Source organism: Streptomyces caeruleatus (genome assembly GCF_001514235.1).
Classification (GTDB): domain Bacteria; phylum Actinomycetota; class Actinomycetes; order Streptomycetales; family Streptomycetaceae; genus Streptomyces; species Streptomyces caeruleatus.
On record NZ_KQ948947.1, the window covers coordinates 71,882 to 88,865 of the forward strand.

The following is a 16,984-nucleotide window of genomic DNA, read 5'->3' on the forward strand; positions in this document are numbered from 1 at the left end:
TGCCGTAACAGCTGACAGATTTCAATATCTGTCATTCCATACTTGTCAGCCCCGCAGGGGACGAGATCGGCATCGACCCCGACATCGAGCTGCCCGTCGCCTCCCTCGTGAAGATCCCGCTCGCCCTGGTGACGCTGGAGCGGATCCGGCGCGGGGAACTCGACGGTGCCCAGGTGATCGAGGTGCCGCCCGGACGGATCACCACGCCCGGCCCGACCGGCGTCAGCCGCTTCCGGCACCCGGCCCGCATCGCCGTGGAGGACCTGATCTACCTCAGCACCTGCATCAGCGACAACAGCGCCGCCGACGCCCTCTTCGCCCTCACCCCGCCCGACCGAGTCGGCGCGGTCCTGCGGGAGTCGGGACTGCGCGGCATCGCCGTACGGCACACCATGCGCGAGCTGATGGAGACGCCGGTGGAGCGTTTCGACCCCGCTGACGTGCACCTCGCGCACGCCCTAGCGATCGACGCCGGCACCCCGGGCCGCGGCCACCGGGTCCCCCAGCTCGACATCTCACGCGCCAACACCGGCACGGCACGGGCCTTCGTCGACCTCCTCCAGGCCCTCTGGCGCCCCGGCGCCACCGAGCCCTCGACGGTCCACCCCGGGGTCGCCGCACAGGTACGCGGCTTCATGGCCAACAACCTCGTACGCACCCGCCTCGCCCCGGACTTCGACTCCGACGCCTCCACCTGGTCGTCCAAGACCGGCATGCTGCTCAACCTGCGCCACGAGGCCGGCGTGGTCGAGCACACCGACGGCCAGGCGTACGCGATAGCCGTCTGACCGAGTCCCGGGTGGCCGCCGGCCGGCAGCCGGGCGCCGACGCCCTCATGGGCCAGGTCGCCCGGCGCCTGCGCGACGAACTCCGTTCGAGATGGATTCAGTTCCAGGGCCCGGGCCCTAACGGGCCGTCACCGCCAGCTTCGCCCCCACCGCCACGAACGACCCGGCGAACCCACGCCGCAGCCAGGTCATCACCCGGGACCGCGAGGTGACATGACTGCGGACGGAGGCCGCGAGGACGCCGTACGCCGCGAAGACCACGAACGTCACCAGCATGAACACCCCGCTGAGCGCGAGCATCCGCGGCAGGGCGTTCGTCTCACCGGAGTGCACGAACTGGGGCAGGAACGCGCAGAAGAAGATGGTCAGCTTCGGGTTGAGAAGGTTGACCAGAACGCCCCGCACGACCACGCGCCCGGCCGAGACCGGCGCGGCCCCCTCCCCCTCGTCCACCCCGAGCGCCTCCTTGTCCCTGAGCGTGGCCCACGCCATGTACAGGAGATAGGCGACACCGGCGTACTTGAGGATCTGGAACGCCGTGGCGCTCGCGCGCAGCACGGCGGCGACCCCGGTGACCGTCGCCAGCATGTGCGGCACGATCCCGAGCGTGCAGCCGAGTGCCGCGACGACACTCGCGCGCCGGCCGCGGGAGAGCCCGGCCGCGAGGGTGTAGACGACGCCGGTGCCGGGGGTGGCGACGACCACGAGGGTGGTCAGCAGGAAAGCGATGCTCATACGCCCCAGCCTGGGCGCTCGGCGGTACCGCCCACAGGGCCAAAGCGACCTGTATCCGGGACCAATGACCACCGAGCCCTCCGCTCAGGCGGACGCGGACAACGCCTCCCGCTCGGTCTCGACCAGCAGCACACAGAACTCCTCGGCCGGTTGACCAGGCAACCAACTCCAGCCCCAGTTGCCCGAATTGCACCCCAAATACCATGGGTCTACGGTCGTTACAGGGGCACTCACGTCTCGGCGGAGGCTTGTGATGTCGGGCTTCGACGACAGCGCGGGACGGGTGATCGCGAGACGCTACCGGCTGCTGCGCAGAATCGGCGCCGGCGGCATGGGTCGCGTCTGGTTCGCCTACGATCTCGATCTGGCCTGCGAGGTGGCCGTCAAGGAGATCACCTTCGCGCAGGACCTGCCGGAGGCGGACATCGCCGGACGCGTGGCCCGGGCCCGGCAGGAGGCCCGCCTGGCCGCCCGCCTGCGCGACCACCCCCACGTGGCCACGGTGCACGACGTCGTCGAAGAGGACGGGCTGCCGTACATCGTGATGGCGTACGTTCCGGGCGCGACGACCCTCGGGGAGGTCGTCCGTGAGCGGGGCCCGCTGGACGCGCCGGAGGCGGCCCGCATCGGCCTGGCCGTCCTGGACGCCCTCATGGCGGGCCATCGCATCGGCATCCTCCACCGCGACGTCAAACCGGCCAACATCCTGCTGGCGAGCTCCGGATCCGACGCCTCGTTCCACCGCTCCCCCGGCCAGGTCCTGCTGGCGGACTACGGCGTCGCCCTCAAACCCGACTCCGGCGAACCCCGCCTCACCGCGACCTCCGCGCTCGTCGGAACCCCCGGTTTCCTCGCCCCCGAACGGGCCCGCGGCGCACCGCCGAGTGCCACCGCCGACCTCTTCGCGCTCGGGGCCACGCTCTACTTCGCCGTCAGCGGCAACGGCCCCTTCGACCGCGGCTCGGAGGCCTCCACCCTCACCGCCCTGCTCTTCGAGGAACCCCCGCCCCTGGACCGCGCGGGCCCCCTCACCCCGGTCCTGACCGGCCTGCTGGCCAAGGACCCCGACCAGCGGATGCCGGGCGAGGAGGCGGCACGCCTGCTCTCCGAGGCGGCCCGGTCCGAGCAGCCGGCCCCGACGCCGGTCCCGGCCGAGACCGTCATGGACAGCCCCCCGACCCCGCCCCCGCCCCCGCCCCCGCCGCCCACCGGCGAGACGGTGATCGACCATCCCTCAGGCCCCGGCGACACCCCACCCCCGGCCGACGCCCAGCCAAAGCCCCGCCCACCCCACCGCCGCCCCTCCCGAGGCATCCTCGTCACCCTCATCGCCGTAGCGGCACTCCTCATAGGAGGCGGCTTGTGGGCAGGCGCGTCCCTGGTCGGCACGGAGAACGGGAGCGAGGGCTCGGACACACCCAGCCCGACCGGCCCGGTGCGGATGTACGGGGAGAACGTGGATCTGACCAAGGAGCTGCAACAGGGGGACTGTGTCTCGACGGTCTGGGGTCAGGGGAAGTTGAAGGGTGAGCCCAATTCCGTCGGGGTGGTCGACTGCCTGGAGGAGTCCAGTTCGGTGGACGGGCAAGTGATGAGGACGGAAACGGCCACATCCCTCGATGACGCGAGGGAGAACGGTGCCGACCGCTGCGAGTCCTCACTGGACAAGACTGTGCGCAGCATGGCCGACGCCCAGTCGTACGCACTCGTGCCGAACGAGCAGGGGTGGGACTCCGGCGTGCGCAGTACGGCCTGCCTGGTCTTCAACAAGTCCGTTCCGCTGTACGGACAGGTCGGCAGCTTCCGCGACGTCGGCAAGCAGATCCTCGTGACCAACTCCGCGGTCGGAGACTGCTTCAACGAACAGGAGAGCGGAGGCACCTACACCAGCTACCTCGCGAGCTGCACCCTCGCCCACGACGACGAGGTCGTCGGCTTCGTAGAGGCGCCCGCGGGCATGGATTTCAGCGCCATCGAATCCGAGTCGACAAAGCTGTGCGCGAACAAATACCAGTCGGTGAGCAAGCCGGAGGGCACGGAGCTGTACACCTGGACGCCTCACGAGGACGACTGGAAGAAGGGCTTCCGCTACGTCATGTGCACCGTGGCCCGCCTCGACGGCCAAAAGCTGACGGGAGACGCAACATCCCCCGTCAGCTCCACCGGCTAGGTGCTACGCACCGATCAGTCGGCTGGCCAGATACCCCTCGATCTGGTCGAGAGACACCCGCTCCTGCTTCATCGAGTCCCGCTCACGCACCGTGACCGCGTTGTCGTCCAGCGTGTCGAAGTCGACCGTGACACAGAACGGCGTACCGATCTCGTCCTGGCGCCGGTAACGCCGCCCGATCGCGCCCGCGTCGTCGAACTCGATGTTCCAGTTCTGCCGAAGCGCCTGGGCGAGGCCCTTGGCCTTCGGGGAGAGCTCCGGGTTCCGGGACAGCGGAAGGACGGCCACCTTCACCGGGGCCAGCCGGTGGTCGAGGCGGAGCACCGTCCGCTTCTCCATCTTGCCCTTGGCGTTGGGCGCCTCGTCCTCGACGTACGCGTCGAGCAGGAAGGCGAGCATCGCGCGGCCGACACCGGCCGCCGGCTCGATGACGTAGGGAGTCCAGCGCTCGCCGGCCTCCTGGTCGAAGTAGGAGAGGTCCTGGCCGGAGGCCTTGGAGTGCGCGCCGAGATCGTAGTCGGTGCGGTTGGCGACGCCCTCCAGCTCGCCCCACTCGTTGCCGCCGAACTGGAAGCGGTACTCGATGTCAGCGGTGCGCTTGGAGTAGTGGGAGAGCTTCTCCTTGGGGTGCTCGTACCACCGCATGTTCTCCTCGCGCAGGCCCAGGCCGGTGTACCAGTTCCAGCGCTGCTCCATCCAGTACTCCTGCCACGTCTCGTCCTCGCCCGGCTTGACGAAGAACTCCATCTCCATCTGCTCGAACTCGCGGGTGCGGAAGATGAAGTTGCCGGGCGTGATCTCGTTGCGGAAGGACTTGCCCATCTGCGCGATGCCGAACGGCGGCTTGCGGCGCGAAGTGGTCTGCACCTGGGCGAAGTTGGTGAAGATGCCCTGGGCGGTCTCCGGGCGCAGGTAGGCGATCGAGCCGCTGTCCTGCGTCGGGCCGAGGTGGGTGGAGAGAAGACCCGAGAACTGCTTGGGTTCGGTGAACTGGCCCTTGTTACCGCAGTTGGGGCAGTTGACGTCGGCGAGGCCGTTCTCCGGGAGGTGGCCCTTCTTGGCCTCGTACGCCTCCTCCAGGTGGTCCGCGCGGAAGCGCTTGTGGCAGGAGGTGCACTCGGTAAGCGGGTCCGTGAAGGTGGCGACGTGACCGGAGGCGACCCAGACCTCGGGGGCAAGGATGACGGACGAGTCGATACCGACCACGTCCTCGCGCGACGTCACCATGTAGCGCCACCACTGGCGCTTCAGGTTCTCCTTGAGCTCGACACCCAGCGGCCCGTAATCCCATGCGGCACGCTGGCCGCCGTAGATCTCACTGCAGGGGAATACGAAGCCACGGCGCTTGCTCAGGCTGACGATGGTGTCGATCTTGTCGGCGGCCACGGTGCTCTCTTCATTACGACGACGGGCGACGAAGCGAGGCGCTTCACAGCGAATGCTTCAGCGTACCGGCGGGGGATCCCCCTCAACCAAATCGGTTGCCCTCTGTGGACCGCTCATCACGCTTGTTGACAATCGTTTCCAATTTTGCTGAAAATGACTGTCATGAACGTACGACGACATCACATATCCGGGCTCGCCCTGGCGGCCGTCACCGCTCTCGGTGCCGGCACGCTGTCCGCCTGCTCCTCGGACAGCGCGGCCGCGGGCAACACGGACAAGTTCGACGTCGTCGCGTCGTTCTACCCCATGGCCTTCCTCGCCGAGCAGATAGGCGGCGGCCATGTGAACGTCACCAGTCTGACCGAACCCGGCCAGGAGCCGCACGACCTGGAGATCAGCGCCCAGCAGCGGGCGCAGCTGGAGGACTCCGACGCCGCCCTCTACCTCAAGGGTCTCCAGCCGTCCGTCGACGAGACCGTCGAGCAGTCGGGCCTCAAGACGAAGATCGACGCCGCGACCCTCACCAAGCTGGAGGACCACGGCGACGTCGAGCACGAGCACGAGGGCGAGGAGGCGCACTCCGAGGAGGAGGGGCACTCCGAGGAGGAGGGGCACGCCCTCGACCCGCACGTCTGGCTCGACCCGGTGAAGTACGCCGAGATCGCCAAGGGCGTCGGCACCGCCTTCGAGAAGGCGGACCCGGATCACGCGGCCGACTACAAGAAGAACACCGAGGCGCTGGTCAAGAAGCTCGACGGCCTGAACACGCAGTTCACGGACGGCCTGAAGAACACGAAGACCAAGGTCTTCTTCACCAACCACGCCGCCTTCGGCTACCTCGCCGAGCGCTACGGCCTCACCCAGGAGGCCATTTCCGGCGTCGACCCGGACAGCGAGCCCAGCCCGGCCCGGATCAAGAAGCTCCAGCAGGAGGCCAAGGCCGACGGCGTCACCACCGTCTTCTACGAGACACTGGTCTCCGACAAGACCGCGAAGACCCTCGCGAACGACGCGGGCCTCAAGACGGACGTCCTCGACCCCCTTGAGGGCATCACCGACAAGTCCAAGGGCGACGACTACTTCGAGGTCATGGAGTCCAACCTCACGGCCCTGAAGACGGCCCTGGGAGCCAAGTGAGCCACACCCTACGGAGGACGGCATGACCGAGCCCGTCAAGCCTGCCGATCCCGTCGAGCCCGTCATCTCCCTGCGCGGCGTCCGCGCCGAGCTGGGCTCACGCCCCGTCCTGCGCGGCATCGACCTCACCGTGGACCGCGGTGAGGTCGTCGCGCTGCTCGGCGCCAACGGCTCGGGCAAGTCGACCGCCGTGCGCAGCATCATCGGCCAGGTGCCGGTCAGCGCGGGCGAGATCGAGCTGTTCGGCACCCCGCGGGCCCGGTTCCGCGACTGGGCGCGGCTGGGCTACGTCCCGCAGCGCACGACGGCCGCGGGCGGCGTCCCCGCCACGGTCGGCGAGGTCGTCTCCTCGGGCCGCCTCTCCCGCACCCGCTTCGGCGTCTTCCGCAAGGCCGACCACGCGGCCGTACGGCGCGCCCTGGAGCTGGTCGGCATGGCGGACCGCGTGAAGGACTCGGTCAGCGCCCTTTCCGGCGGCCAGCACCAGCGGGTGCTGATCGCCCGCGCGCTCGCCTCCGAACCCGAACTGCTGATCATGGACGAGCCGATGGCGGGTGTGGACCTGGCCAGCCAGGAGGTGCTCGCGCAGACGCTCAGGGAGCAGGTCGCGGCCGGCTCGACGGTTCTGCTCGTGCTCCACGAACTCGGGCCGCTGGAGCCCCTGATCGACCGGGCGGTCGTCCTGCGCGACGGCTGCGTGCTGCACGACGGCCCGCCGCCGAAGGCCGTCGGCCAGCACGCGCTGCCCGGCCACGACCACGTACACCCGCACGCGGCCCACGACGCCGAACCGATCCGGACGGGGCTGCTCAGCTGATGGACTTCCTGAACTACGACTTCATGCAGCGGGCGCTGCTCGCCGCGGTCCTGGTCGGCATCACGGCCCCCGCCGTGGGCATCTACCTGGTCCAGCGCCGCCAGGCCCTGATGGGCGACGGCATCGGCCACGTCGCGATGACGGGCGTGGGCCTGGGCTTCCTGCTCTCCTGGTCCCCGGTATGGATGGCGACCCTGGTGTCGGTCCTCGGCGCGGTCCTGATGGAACTGATCCGCTGGTACGGCCGCACGCGCGGCGACATCGCCCTCGCGATGCTCTTCTACGGCGGTATGGCCGGCGGCGTGATGTTCATCAACCTCGCGCCGAACGGCTCGAACGCCAACCTGACGTCGTACCTCTTCGGCTCCCTGTCGACGGTGTCGGAGTCCGACGTGACGGCGATCATCCTGCTGGCGGCCTTCGTGGTCCTGGTCACCCTCGGTCTGCGCCGCCAGTTGTTCGCGGTCAGCCAGGACGAGGAGTTCGCGCGGGTCACCGGCCTCCCGGTCCGAGCCCTGAACCTCCTCACGGCGATCACCGCGGCGGTGACGGTGACGGTGGCGATGCGCGTGGTCGGCCTGTTGCTGGTGAGCGCGCTGATGGTGGTGCCGGTGGCGGCCGCCCAGCAGCTCACCCGGAGCTTCGCGGCGACGTTCGCCATCGCCGTGGCGATCGGCATCACGGTGACGATCGGCGGCACGGTCACGTCGTACTACCAGGACGTCCCGCCCGGCGCGACGATCGTCCTGCTGACCATCGGCGCGTTCATCGCGCTGACCGCGCTGGCGACCCCGCTGGCCCGGCGCAGGGCCCGTGCCCTGGCCGCCGCGCAGCCCTCCGGGGACCCGGCGGAGTGTGCGATTCCGGCCAGCCGGGACGCCGCGGGCAAGGTCGGCGTCTGACCGCTGGCAGACCGGGCTGGCACAATGGCCCGGCAAGTGCAGACGTGAGGAGGCAACCGGTGACAGTCGCTGGACCGCCCGTAAAGGGCCGCGCGACTCGACAGCGGGCCGCCGTGGCGGCGGCCCTTGACGAGGTCGACGAGTTCCGCAGCGCGCAGGATCTCCACGACATGCTCAAGCACAAGGGCGACTCGGTCGGGCTCACCACGGTCTACCGCACCCTGCAGTCCCTCGCCGACGCCGGTGAGGTCGACGTCCTGCGCACCGCCGACGGCGAGTCCGTCTACCGCCGCTGCTCGACCGGCGAGCACCACCACCACCTCGTCTGCCGCGTCTGCGGCAAGGCGGTCGAGGTCGAGGGGCCGGCGGTCGAGAAGTGGGCCGACGCGATTGCGGCGGAGCACGGCTTCGTGAACGTGGCCCACACGGTGGAGATCTTCGGCACGTGTGCGGACTGCTCCGCGCCCTGACGGATTCCGCCCCCGCCGCCCCTACCCGTCCCGTCCCTGGGGGCTGCGCCCCCAGACCCCCGCTTCGGCCCTTCGGGCCTCGTCCTCAAACGCCGGACGGGCTGAAAGATCCAGCCCCGGCCCGGCAAATCCAGCCCCTCCGGCGTTTGAGGAGCGGGGTCTGGGGCGGAGCCCCAGAAGGATGGGACGGGTAGGGGCGGCGGGGGCGAATCCAGGTGGGGGTCAGAGGCGGGGCAGGTGGTGGTCCAGCAGGGCGCGCAAGCGGTCCACGTCGGCCGGGTCCGCGGCACCCCGCTTGGGAAGGACCTCCACGAGCAGGACGTTCGGGTCCCGGCTGAGAAGGACCAGGTGGTCGCGGGTCTCCCGGTACCCCCGGAACACCGACCAGCGCTGGGCCAGCGTCATATGGTCCGTGACCGTGGTGACCCCCGTGTCACTGACGGTCGTGCGATACCCGCCCTGCCAGGAGACCGTCCGCAGCCCGTGATGGGCCTGCACATGCGGGATCCCCCAGATCGCGGCGGCGCACATCAAGCTGAGCACGGCCGACAACGGCCATCCCGACATCACCTGGCTGACGGTGAGCAAGACGAACAGCGCGACCAGAGCCCAGCGCAGCAGGTGCAGTCGACGTATGCGCTCCCGCACGAGGACCGCCTTGAGAAAGTCTTCGCGCGCAGGCTGGTACGCCAACTCGACGGCGTCCGCGCCCGGAATGATGTCCCGCCCCTGGTGATCCATGGGCGGAACCCTAACGCCCCGCCCACGCCACCGACCGCCCTCAGTCCTGCCGGCCCTCCATGGCCAGCAACTCCTCGTTCGGGATGGCCCCGCCGAACCGCCGGTCGCGGGAGGCGAACTCGAGGCACGCCCGCCACAGGTCACGCCGGTCGAAGTCCGGCCACAGCACGTCCTGGAAGACCATCTCGGCGTAAGCGCTCTGCCAGAGAAGGTAGTTGGAGGTGCGCTGCTCACCGCTCGGACGCAGGAACAGGTCCACGTCCGGCATGTCCGGGTAGTACATGTACTTGGCGAACGTCTTCTCGTTGACCTTGGACGGGTCCAGCCGCCCGGCCCGCACGTCCTCCGCCAACGCCTGCGCCGCGTCCGCGATCTCGGCCCGCCCGCCGTAGTTCATGCAGAAGTACAACGTCAGCTTGTCGTTGTCCTTGGTCTGCTCCTGGGCGACCTGAAGCTCCTTGGCGACCGACTTCCACAGCTTGGGCATCCGGCCGACCCACCGCACCCGGATCCCCAGCTCGTCGAGCTGATCACGGGTCTTGCGGATGAAGTCACGGTTGAAGTTCATCAGGAAGCGCACCTCGTCGGGCGAGCGCTTCCAGTTCTCGGTGGAGAAGGCGTACAGGGAGATCGCCCCCACACCCATCTCGACCGCGCCCTGGAGCACGTCCAGCACCCGTTCGGCACCGACCTTGTGCCCCTCGGTACGCGGCAGTCCCCGCTCCTTGGCCCAGCGGCCGTTGCCGTCCATGACGATCGCCACATGCTTCGGGATCAGCTCACCGGGAAGCTTCGGCGGACGGGCGCCGGACGGGTGCGGCTCCGGCGCCCTGTACTCGCGTCGCCGACGCCCCAGGAACCCACTCACGGCCATGTGCTTCTCGTCTCCTCTTACCGCTTACTTTTCCACGTACCGAAGCGAGCGCAGCCCGCGCTCCAGATGCCAGTGCAGATAGGCGGACACCAGCCCGCTGCCCTCCCGGACGTGCCGCGCCTCGCAGGCGTCGGCCGTGTCCCAGTCTCCCGTAAGCAGCGCACCGAGCAGTTCGAGGGTCTGCGGTGACGGTACGACGCTACCGGGCACCCGGCAGTCGACGCAGACCGAGCCCCCGGAGGCCACGGAGAAGAAGCGGTTCGGTCCGGGCAGGCCGCACTTCGCGCAGTCGCTGAAGCTGGGGGCGTAGCCGTTGACGGCGAGGGAGCGGAGCAGGAAGGCGTCGAGGACGAGGTGCGGGGCGTGCTCACCGCGGGAGAGCGTCCGCAGGGCCCCCACCAGCAGCAGGTACTGCTGGACCGCCGGCTCGCCCTCGTGGTCGGTGAACCGCTCGGCGGTCTCCAGCATGGCCGTCCCGGCGGTGTAGCGGGCGTAGTCGCTGACGATCCCGCCGCCGTACGGAGCGATGGTCTCGCTCTGCGTGCACAACGGCAGCCCGCGCCCGATCAGCTCGCTCCCCCGCGCGAAGAACTGCACGTCGACGTGGGAGAACGGTTCGAGCCGCGCCCCGAACTTCGACTTGGTCCGCCGCACCCCCCGAGCCACAGCCCGCACCCGCCCGTGCCCCCGCGTCAGCAACGTGATGATCCGGTCCGCTTCGCCCAGCTTCTGGGTGCGCAGGACGACGCCGTCATCCCGGAAGAGACTCATCGCACGCCTCCGCCCAGCCTCTGACTCATGGACCCATTCTCGCGTACGCCCGGAGTCAGCGGATGCGGTCGGGGTGGCTGATGGTGTTCCAGGGGGCCAGGTTCCATGGGCTGGAACGATTCTCCGGGTCCAGCAGCGCACGCAGATGCGCGTCGGCGGTCGCCTGCGGCGCCGGGAAACCGTCGTCCGCCGTCCCCCGCAGCCCCTCGCGCCAGACCTTCCGGCCGAGCAGGTAGTGAGCGGCGTACTCCTGCCAGGAGGCGTACGTCCCCACCACCGCCGGCACGATGTTCTTCAGGGCGGTCCAGGCGTCGGGCTCGTCGATCAGCCCGCACGCGAAGCCGCGGCGGGCGATGTCGACGTACAGCGCGGCGTCCCACGCGAGCGGCGAGACGCCGGTGACCCGGTAGGCCCGCGCCCGGTACCCGCTGCGCGACAGCTCGTCGAGCCGGCCGACCAGCTGCGCACGCGAGGTGATCTCCCACTGCTCGGCCAGCCAGCGCCGGGCCCCGTCGTCGTCGATCCGTGTGAACGGGTACAACGTGGTCCGCGAAGCACCCCGGTCCCTGCTCACCGGCGCGCTCAGCGACACCATCCACAGCTGGTGCGTGGTGAGCGGCACGGGGTAGCGGCGGGCGGCCTTGGGCCCTCTCCGTCTCCATCTCCACAAACCCATGCCGCCGCACCCTACGGGACGGCCCCCGGACCCAGGGCCCGTCCCTGGGTCAAGGAACCTCACCCCGACTTCGTGCGTTCGCGTACGCGGTCGCCGCGCGCAGCCGTTCGGCGGGGCTGGCCGTACGGACGACCCCGGGCTCGGCGTCCCATTCCTTGCCGCCGCCGTACGGTCTGAGTTGGACGTACGGTCCCTCGTGTCCCATGACGATGCCGATTCTTCCGTTGCGCGTATCGACGACGTACGACCCGATCGGTGGCTTCATCGCAGTGCCGCCGCGAGGCGCTGCGCGGTCTCGACCGAACACCGGCCCAATTCGACGAGCGGGCAAGGGGCTTCACGCGCAAGACTCGCCGGGTCGATCCGGAGTGTCGGGAGCGTAATTCCTGCCTTCTGCAGCACCGCCCGCAATTCCTTCACTGCTTCCTCCGCTTCTTCGACGCAGTGCGCCGAGTGTCGTGCCGTCACGGTCACTCCCCCTCTATTTGGGTTTCACTCATTTCATCTCCATCCTGACCTGCGACGCCTACACTCTGCAGGAGTCTGTGCCCTACAAGTGCGGGGAAGTGCAAGGGGGTTGGCCATGGCCAATGCTTCACGTCAGGCGGCGTGGGAGTTCTTCGGCGCGGAACTGAAGCGGCGGAGGGAGGATGCGGGGCTCACTCAGGTGGAACTGGGGGCTCGGGTATTTGTCTCCGGCGGATACATCGGCCAGTTCGAACAGGCGATCCGAAAACCCCAATTGGACGTGGCGCAGAGGATTGACGAGTCGCTGCAAACCGACGGTATTTTCGAGCGGCTTTGGCGAAAGCTCATCAAGGAGCAGCCGTACACGGAGTACTTCGCGCATGTGGTGGAGCTGGAACGGCTGGCGACAGAGATCTGCGAGTACGCGCCGATGGTGGTGCCTGGGCTCCTTCAGACCCCGGAGTACGCGCGGGCGGTGTTCCTGGCGAACAATCCGTTCGCCACCGACGAGTACATCGAGGAGTTGGTCAGAGGCCGCATGGACCGGGCCCGGATCCTCAAGGACGCTACACGACCCGTGTATTGGGCGGTCCTGCACGAGACGTCCCTCCGCGTCCCGGTTGGCGGCCCGGAGGTCATGGCCCGCCAACTCGACCGCATCGCGGCTCTGATGCGGGAGCGCACGGTGCTGGTCCAGGTGCTGCCGTTCACCGCTGGGGCGCACGCGCAGATGGGCAAGATGATGAAGCTCATGGAGTTCGAGGACGCTCCGCCAACTGTCTATACAGAAGGCGTGTTTTCGGGGACTTTGCTGGACGATCCGGCCGTGGTGAAGCGAACCCAGGCGCATTACGATCTCCTCAGGGCCACCGCACTGTCGCGGGAAGACTCCCTGGCCCTGATCGAGTCGGTGGCGGAGGACTACAGACGATGCGAGCGTACGACCTGAGCAACGCCCGGTGGCGCAAGAGCACCTACAGCGGCGGCGCAGGCGGGGAGGACTGCATCGAGGTCGCCTACGACTTCCCCGGCGCCGCCCGCTGGCGCAAGAGCAGCTACAGCAACGGCGACGGCGGGAACTGCGTCGAGGTAGCCGACGGCATCCCCGGCGCAGTCCCCGTCCGAGACAGCAAACTCTGCTCGGACAGCCCCGTACTCCTCTTCCCCGCGCCCGCCTGGCAGGGCTTCGTCACGTCTCTGCGGTGACCCGGGGAGCCCTCTGTGCAGCCGTCTGCTGACGCTCCGCCTCGGCCCACAGTTCCGTGAACTGGGTGATGTGGTCCTCGATGTGGTCGGGCTCGGCGCTCAGCAGGGTGCTGTCGGGGTTGTTCTCCTGGTCCGGCTTGGTCTCGTGGCAGAGTTCGCCGTCGAAGACGATGAAGTCGCTGACCCTGGGGCTGGACTCCATCAGCGACCGCACCGCGATACGCGCGTCGATGCCCCGCCTGCGCTGGCTGTCGCACAGCGCCCTGAGCTCCGGTGTGACCTCGTCCTCGGTCCGTACGATGAACAGGCGCCGGATCTCCACGCCCCGCCGCTTGATCGCCTTCTCCTGCGCGGCGAGGTACCGGTCGGCGGGGCCGCTGGTCCAGAACTCACGGTCCACCGAGGTGCTGGTCGCGTCGAGGGTCATCTTGACGCAGTCGGTGATGTCGATCAGCCACTCGTGGTTCTCGCCGGGGCAGTCCGCGGTGCCGCTGCCGAGGCCCTCCATCATCTTGGCGAGGCGGCCCAGTTCCTTCTCGGCGAAGGCCTGCACGATGTCGCCGCCCCGCTCACGGACCTTGGTGTAGCCGAGGACGAGCCGGGTCACTTCGTCGGACCGCAGTACGGAGCCGTCCACCTGGCTGAACAGCTCCGTCGCGGCGAGGATCTCGTTGAAGCGCCGGTCGACCTTCTCGAACCGCTCCCCGAAGTCGATGAGGTACTGCACGATCAGTGCCGCGCTGCCGATGACGATGGACGCCACCCACTGCCAGATGTTGCCGTCGTCCTGGTCCAGGATGCTGGTCAGCAGGAAGGCACCGCCCGCCGCCCCGGCGGTGATCACGATCCGCCAGAACATCTTGGGCATGCGCGGCTCCGGACGCGGGGCCCCGTGCCCGTTGCCACCTGCTCCTAACGATGACGCTCCGCTCATTTCTCATCCCCCGTCGGGTATTCGGTCCGGGACCCGTCCCTCAACTCGTGCTGAGCGCCTGGTGCGGCATCGCCACGGCCTGGAGGGCCAGTCGGTCCCTGATGCGCCGGCTCAGGTTCTCCCACTGGCGGGAGAAGCCGGGTTTGTCCTCCAACACGTCCCACAGGTGGGACAGTGCGGGGTCCACGTGTGCGCGCGGCATCCACAGATGCAGCAGATGGACGACGACCGGATGGAGCGCCTCGACCACCGAGGGTCCGTCTATGGCACCGATCCGGTTGTTGTCCAGCATGTGCTGAACTGTCGTCAAAAGCCAGTCGTGCAGGGCGAGATCCTCGCACAGGCCCGCTGCCGAGGCGGCCGGGATGCCCTCCGGCAGCCGTAGCTCCATGGTCCGCAGGCCGCCCTCGGCCACCGTGAAGTTCGCCAGCGACGCCCGCTCCCCCGCCGGGACCCGTCGCGCCACCCAACGCAGGCGTGTGGGACTGGACTTGAACGGCACCCTGCGGTCGAGCAGCGCATGGCGGCGGAGCTGCGCCAGCAGGCCCTCGGAGATCATTCCGAGGTCGAGCTCGCCCCGCCCCGCTCCCCGCAACACGCCGTCGGCGGTGGCTTGTTGGGGCAGCTTGCCGAAAGGTTCCACCAGGCCGGGGCGTACGAGGTACTGGCCCCACGGGCGCCGCATGTCGGGCCCGGTGGCCGGGAGGCTGAAGTACGCCGTCGACTGCAGCAGCCGGCCCTCGGTCAGCACGGCGCGCGCCGCCACCGTACCCACGCCGCGCACCTTCGTGCCGTTGGAGGCGGGCAGTCGGCAGTCCACCCCGGTGAGGATCTCGGGGGAAAGGGCGTACATGCTGGGCCGTTCGGAGACCCGGACGTGTTCGTCGGCGCGCAGCCTGAGCAGCTGGGCGGCGGCCCGGGCGTCCAGGGCCTGGACGGACGGCAGCAGACAGGTGCGCACCTCACCGCAGGCGAGGACCGAACGCGCCGGTTGGCCGGGGGCCGCCGTCATCTCAGGTCTCCTCGGCCTCGGAGGAGTCGCCGGGCTCCTCGTAGAAGACGTACGTGGCGCGCTGGGCGACCGCGGCCGGGACCGGCATCCCTTCGGCCGCCGACCGCTCGGCGACCTGCCGCAGCGCCCCGGCGTCGACGTCCGTCTGGTCGAGGATGAGCCGTACGGCGTCCTCTACGGCGAGGAAGCGATTCGGCATCAGGGTGCAGGTGCGGTAGGCGCTGAAGGCGGCCTTGGTGTCGGTGAGCCTGGTCAGCGGGGGCAGCCGGTCCCAGTCGTGCGGGAAGTCCTCGCCCTCCCAGTCCTTCGGGACCAGCACGGGTTCGCCCAGGTGCCGTAACAGGCCGAGGCGGGCCAGTTGCCAGACGGCCGCCAGGAACGGGCAGGACCACAGGCGCTTGCCGTCCCGCTCGGACCACAGCTCGACGTCCATGAAGACCGAGTGGTTGCGGGCCGCGGTCTCCTGGGGCGGTTCCCAGCCCTTGACCGCGCCGAGGGCGCTGCGGGAGGTCGAGGGGGTGCGTTGGCCGTTGGGGAGCCAGCCGGTCTGGCTGACGGGTGGGCGGGAGCCGTAGGTGCCGGGGGGCGGTGACTCGACGAGGCGGTGCATGACCGATTCCGCGAGTTCTATGCGGTCGGCGACCGCGCAGCTCGACTCGCGGGCCAGGTAGTCGATGACGAGGCCGGCCTTCTCGGCCTCCTTGAGGATCATCGGGATCAGCTCGGCCGGGGTGGAGAAGCGGGTGAAGTAGTCGTCGATCAGGAAGCAGGTGCTGATGCGGGGGCGCTTGCTGCGGCGGGCGGCCGAGGCGCGTACCGCGTCCGCCCAGACCCGTACCTCGGCGAAGTGCTCGCCCAGCCGCTTGGGGCCCGCCTCGAAGTCCTCCATGTAGAGGTGGCCGAGCTCCAGCGAGAGGTGGGCGAGCGGCACGGACTTGGTGACGGGCTCGGCGGTGGTCTCCCGGAAGGCGGTGTCGGTCATGCCTCCTCCCAGTACTTGTCGTCGGTCAGCCGTACGGAGAGCTGCCGCAGCGCTTCCCAGGTCGCCTCGTTGGCGATCTGGCTGTCGAGCACGTCCTCGTCGGTGATGAGCTGCTCACGCCACTGGAGGACCGGTTCGAGGGGTACGGAGCCGAGGACCTGGCTGTAGCCGATGCCGTGGGTGGAGGCGAGCTGCTTGAGGTCGCCGTCGGCCTTGCGCATCCACGCCGACTGGGTGGGCGAGACCTGGGACCAGAGCGGGGATTCGGGGTCGGGCACGGCGGCCCTCACGAAGCGGATGGAGTTGCGCAGTGCCGCTTCGTCGTGGCCTCGGTCGGCGCCGCCGGCGACGATGCCGCGCTTGCCGAAGACCAGGCTGGCGGCGGCCGCCACATGCTGGCGGGTCCAGCGGTGGAAGACCAGCCAGCGGGCCGTGACGTCGCGCATCTCGGGCTGTGCGGTGGCTTCCAGGGCCATGTCGACGGCGTAGGAGCGGCCGGCGCTGAGGTCGACGACGACCAGGTCGAACTCGTAGTACAGCGTCATCAGCAGGTCGACGCAGCGGCGCAGGTTGTCGTCGCTGGTGGCGAACTCGCCGCCGCTGACGTCACCGGGCATCAGCACCAGCCGGCCGCAGCCGGGCGGCGGGTAGCGCAGCACCTGGTGCTCGGTTTCGGACCAGACGTCGATCCGGGCGGGTTCGCTGACCTCGCCGGTCAGATAGGCGTGCAGGCCGCGGTCCTCGGTGGCCTGGCGGGCGTCGGCCACGTCGAAGACGGCCGCCGCGGTGGGCGAGCCGAAGTCGAAGTCGAGGTAGCAGACGTCGTCGCCGGCCAGCGCCCGGTGGTAGGCGAGGTTGGCACTGGTCACGGAGCGGCCCGTGCCTCCCTTGTCGGAGGCGGCGAAGATCAGCACG

The 16,984-nt window shown here is 69.4% G+C and carries 18 protein-coding genes and 1 pseudogene; 8 read left to right on the forward strand and 11 right to left on the reverse strand.

Features of this window, described 5'->3' with window-relative positions; genetic code table 11:
• Positions 1-11 precede the first annotated feature (11 nt).
• Positions 12-874 (forward strand): annotated as a pseudogene (locus tag AQJ67_RS41950) (serine hydrolase); the annotation flags it as partial.
• Between the two features lie 31 nt (positions 875-905).
• Here AQJ67_RS41950 and AQJ67_RS41955 read toward each other — a convergent pair.
• Complete coding sequence (locus AQJ67_RS41955) at positions 906-1,523, reverse strand: LysE family translocator (protein WP_062725010.1); 618 nt, start codon at positions 1,521-1,523, stop codon at positions 906-908.
• Positions 1,524-1,776: 253 nt separating this feature from the next.
• Between AQJ67_RS41955 and AQJ67_RS41960 the strand changes: the two genes are divergently transcribed.
• Complete coding sequence (locus tag AQJ67_RS41960) at positions 1,777-3,693, forward strand: serine/threonine-protein kinase (RefSeq protein WP_062725012.1); 1,917 nt, start codon at positions 1,777-1,779, stop codon at positions 3,691-3,693.
• A 3-nt stretch (positions 3,694-3,696) separates the two neighbouring features.
• Here AQJ67_RS41960 and AQJ67_RS41965 read toward each other — a convergent pair whose 3' ends face one another.
• Positions 3,697-5,079 (reverse strand): glycine--tRNA ligase, encoded by a 1,383-nt coding sequence (locus tag AQJ67_RS41965; protein ID WP_062725014.1) that lies wholly within the window; start codon positions 5,077-5,079, stop codon positions 3,697-3,699.
• A 162-nt stretch (positions 5,080-5,241) separates the two neighbouring features.
• Between AQJ67_RS41965 and AQJ67_RS41970 the strand changes: the two genes are divergently transcribed.
• From AQJ67_RS41970 to AQJ67_RS41985, 4 genes are read left to right on the forward strand one after another with little or no spacing between them, the layout of a single operon-like run.
• Positions 5,242-6,216: a metal ABC transporter solute-binding protein, Zn/Mn family gene (locus AQJ67_RS41970; RefSeq protein ID WP_062725016.1), complete on the forward strand. Its 975-nt coding sequence runs from the start codon at positions 5,242-5,244 to the stop codon at positions 6,214-6,216.
• 22 nt (positions 6,217-6,238) lie between these two features.
• Positions 6,239-7,033, forward strand: coding sequence for a metal ABC transporter ATP-binding protein (locus tag AQJ67_RS41975; RefSeq protein WP_062725018.1), 795 nt, complete (start codon positions 6,239-6,241; stop codon positions 7,031-7,033).
• Positions 7,033-7,935 (forward strand): metal ABC transporter permease, encoded by a 903-nt coding sequence (locus AQJ67_RS41980; RefSeq protein WP_062725020.1) that lies wholly within the window; start codon positions 7,033-7,035, stop codon positions 7,933-7,935. Before AQJ67_RS41975 ends, AQJ67_RS41980 begins: the two co-directional genes overlap by 1 nt.
• A gap of 59 nt (positions 7,936-7,994) precedes the next feature.
• Entirely contained in the window at positions 7,995-8,405 is a 411-nt protein-coding gene (locus AQJ67_RS41985; protein WP_062725022.1) for a Fur family transcriptional regulator, read from the forward strand.
• 222 nt (positions 8,406-8,627) lie between these two features.
• Here AQJ67_RS41985 and AQJ67_RS41990 read toward each other — a convergent pair whose 3' ends face one another.
• From AQJ67_RS41990 to AQJ67_RS42010, 5 genes are read right to left on the reverse strand one after another with little or no spacing between them, the layout of a single operon-like run.
• Positions 8,628-9,146, reverse strand: a complete 519-nt coding sequence (locus AQJ67_RS41990) for a YcxB family protein (RefSeq protein WP_062725024.1) — start codon at positions 9,144-9,146, stop codon at positions 8,628-8,630.
• A 40-nt stretch (positions 9,147-9,186) separates the two neighbouring features.
• Positions 9,187-10,020 (reverse strand): isoprenyl transferase, encoded by an 834-nt coding sequence (locus tag AQJ67_RS41995; protein WP_062725026.1) that lies wholly within the window; start codon positions 10,018-10,020, stop codon positions 9,187-9,189.
• Between the two features lie 24 nt (positions 10,021-10,044).
• Positions 10,045-10,791, reverse strand: a complete 747-nt coding sequence (gene recO / locus AQJ67_RS42000; protein WP_062725027.1) for a DNA repair protein RecO — start codon at positions 10,789-10,791, stop codon at positions 10,045-10,047.
• 55 nt (positions 10,792-10,846) lie between these two features.
• Entirely contained in the window at positions 10,847-11,467 is a 621-nt protein-coding gene (locus tag AQJ67_RS42005; protein ID WP_062725029.1) for a DUF1266 domain-containing protein, read from the reverse strand.
• A 49-nt stretch (positions 11,468-11,516) separates the two neighbouring features.
• On the reverse strand, positions 11,517-11,732 hold the full coding sequence (locus AQJ67_RS42010) for a hypothetical protein (protein WP_048586377.1): 216 nt from the start codon (positions 11,730-11,732) through the stop codon (positions 11,517-11,519).
• Positions 11,733-12,050: 318 nt separating this feature from the next.
• On the opposite strand from AQJ67_RS42010, the gene AQJ67_RS42015 reads away from it, so the two are divergent.
• Positions 12,051-12,884 (forward strand): helix-turn-helix domain-containing protein, encoded by an 834-nt coding sequence (locus AQJ67_RS42015; protein WP_062725031.1) that lies wholly within the window; start codon positions 12,051-12,053, stop codon positions 12,882-12,884.
• Complete coding sequence (locus AQJ67_RS42020) at positions 12,866-13,141, forward strand: DUF397 domain-containing protein (RefSeq protein ID WP_062725033.1); 276 nt, start codon at positions 12,866-12,868, stop codon at positions 13,139-13,141. The genes AQJ67_RS42015 and AQJ67_RS42020 overlap by 19 nt, the downstream gene beginning before the upstream one ends.
• Here AQJ67_RS42020 and AQJ67_RS42025 read toward each other — a convergent pair.
• The 4 genes from AQJ67_RS42025 to AQJ67_RS42040 all read right to left on the reverse strand — a co-directional run bounded on the left by AQJ67_RS42025 (position 13,125) and on the right by AQJ67_RS42040 (position 16,983).
• Positions 13,125-14,009: a DUF6879 family protein gene (locus tag AQJ67_RS42025; RefSeq protein WP_244190783.1), complete on the reverse strand. Its 885-nt coding sequence runs from the start codon at positions 14,007-14,009 to the stop codon at positions 13,125-13,127. The two genes, AQJ67_RS42020 and AQJ67_RS42025, sit on opposite strands and share 17 nt — an antisense overlap.
• 106 nt (positions 14,010-14,115) lie before the next feature.
• Positions 14,116-15,087 (reverse strand): SCO2521 family protein, encoded by a 972-nt coding sequence (locus AQJ67_RS42030; RefSeq protein ID WP_062725038.1) that lies wholly within the window; start codon positions 15,085-15,087, stop codon positions 14,116-14,118.
• Between the two features lies 1 nt (position 15,088).
• A complete protein-coding gene (locus AQJ67_RS42035) occupies positions 15,089-16,069 on the reverse strand; it encodes an SCO2522 family protein (protein ID WP_062725039.1) in 981 nt (326 codons plus the stop codon).
• Entirely contained in the window at positions 16,066-16,983 is a 918-nt protein-coding gene (locus AQJ67_RS42040; RefSeq protein WP_062725042.1) for an SCO2523 family variant P-loop protein, read from the reverse strand. The genes AQJ67_RS42035 and AQJ67_RS42040 overlap by 4 nt, the downstream gene beginning before the upstream one ends.
• Position 16,984 lies beyond the last annotated feature (1 nt).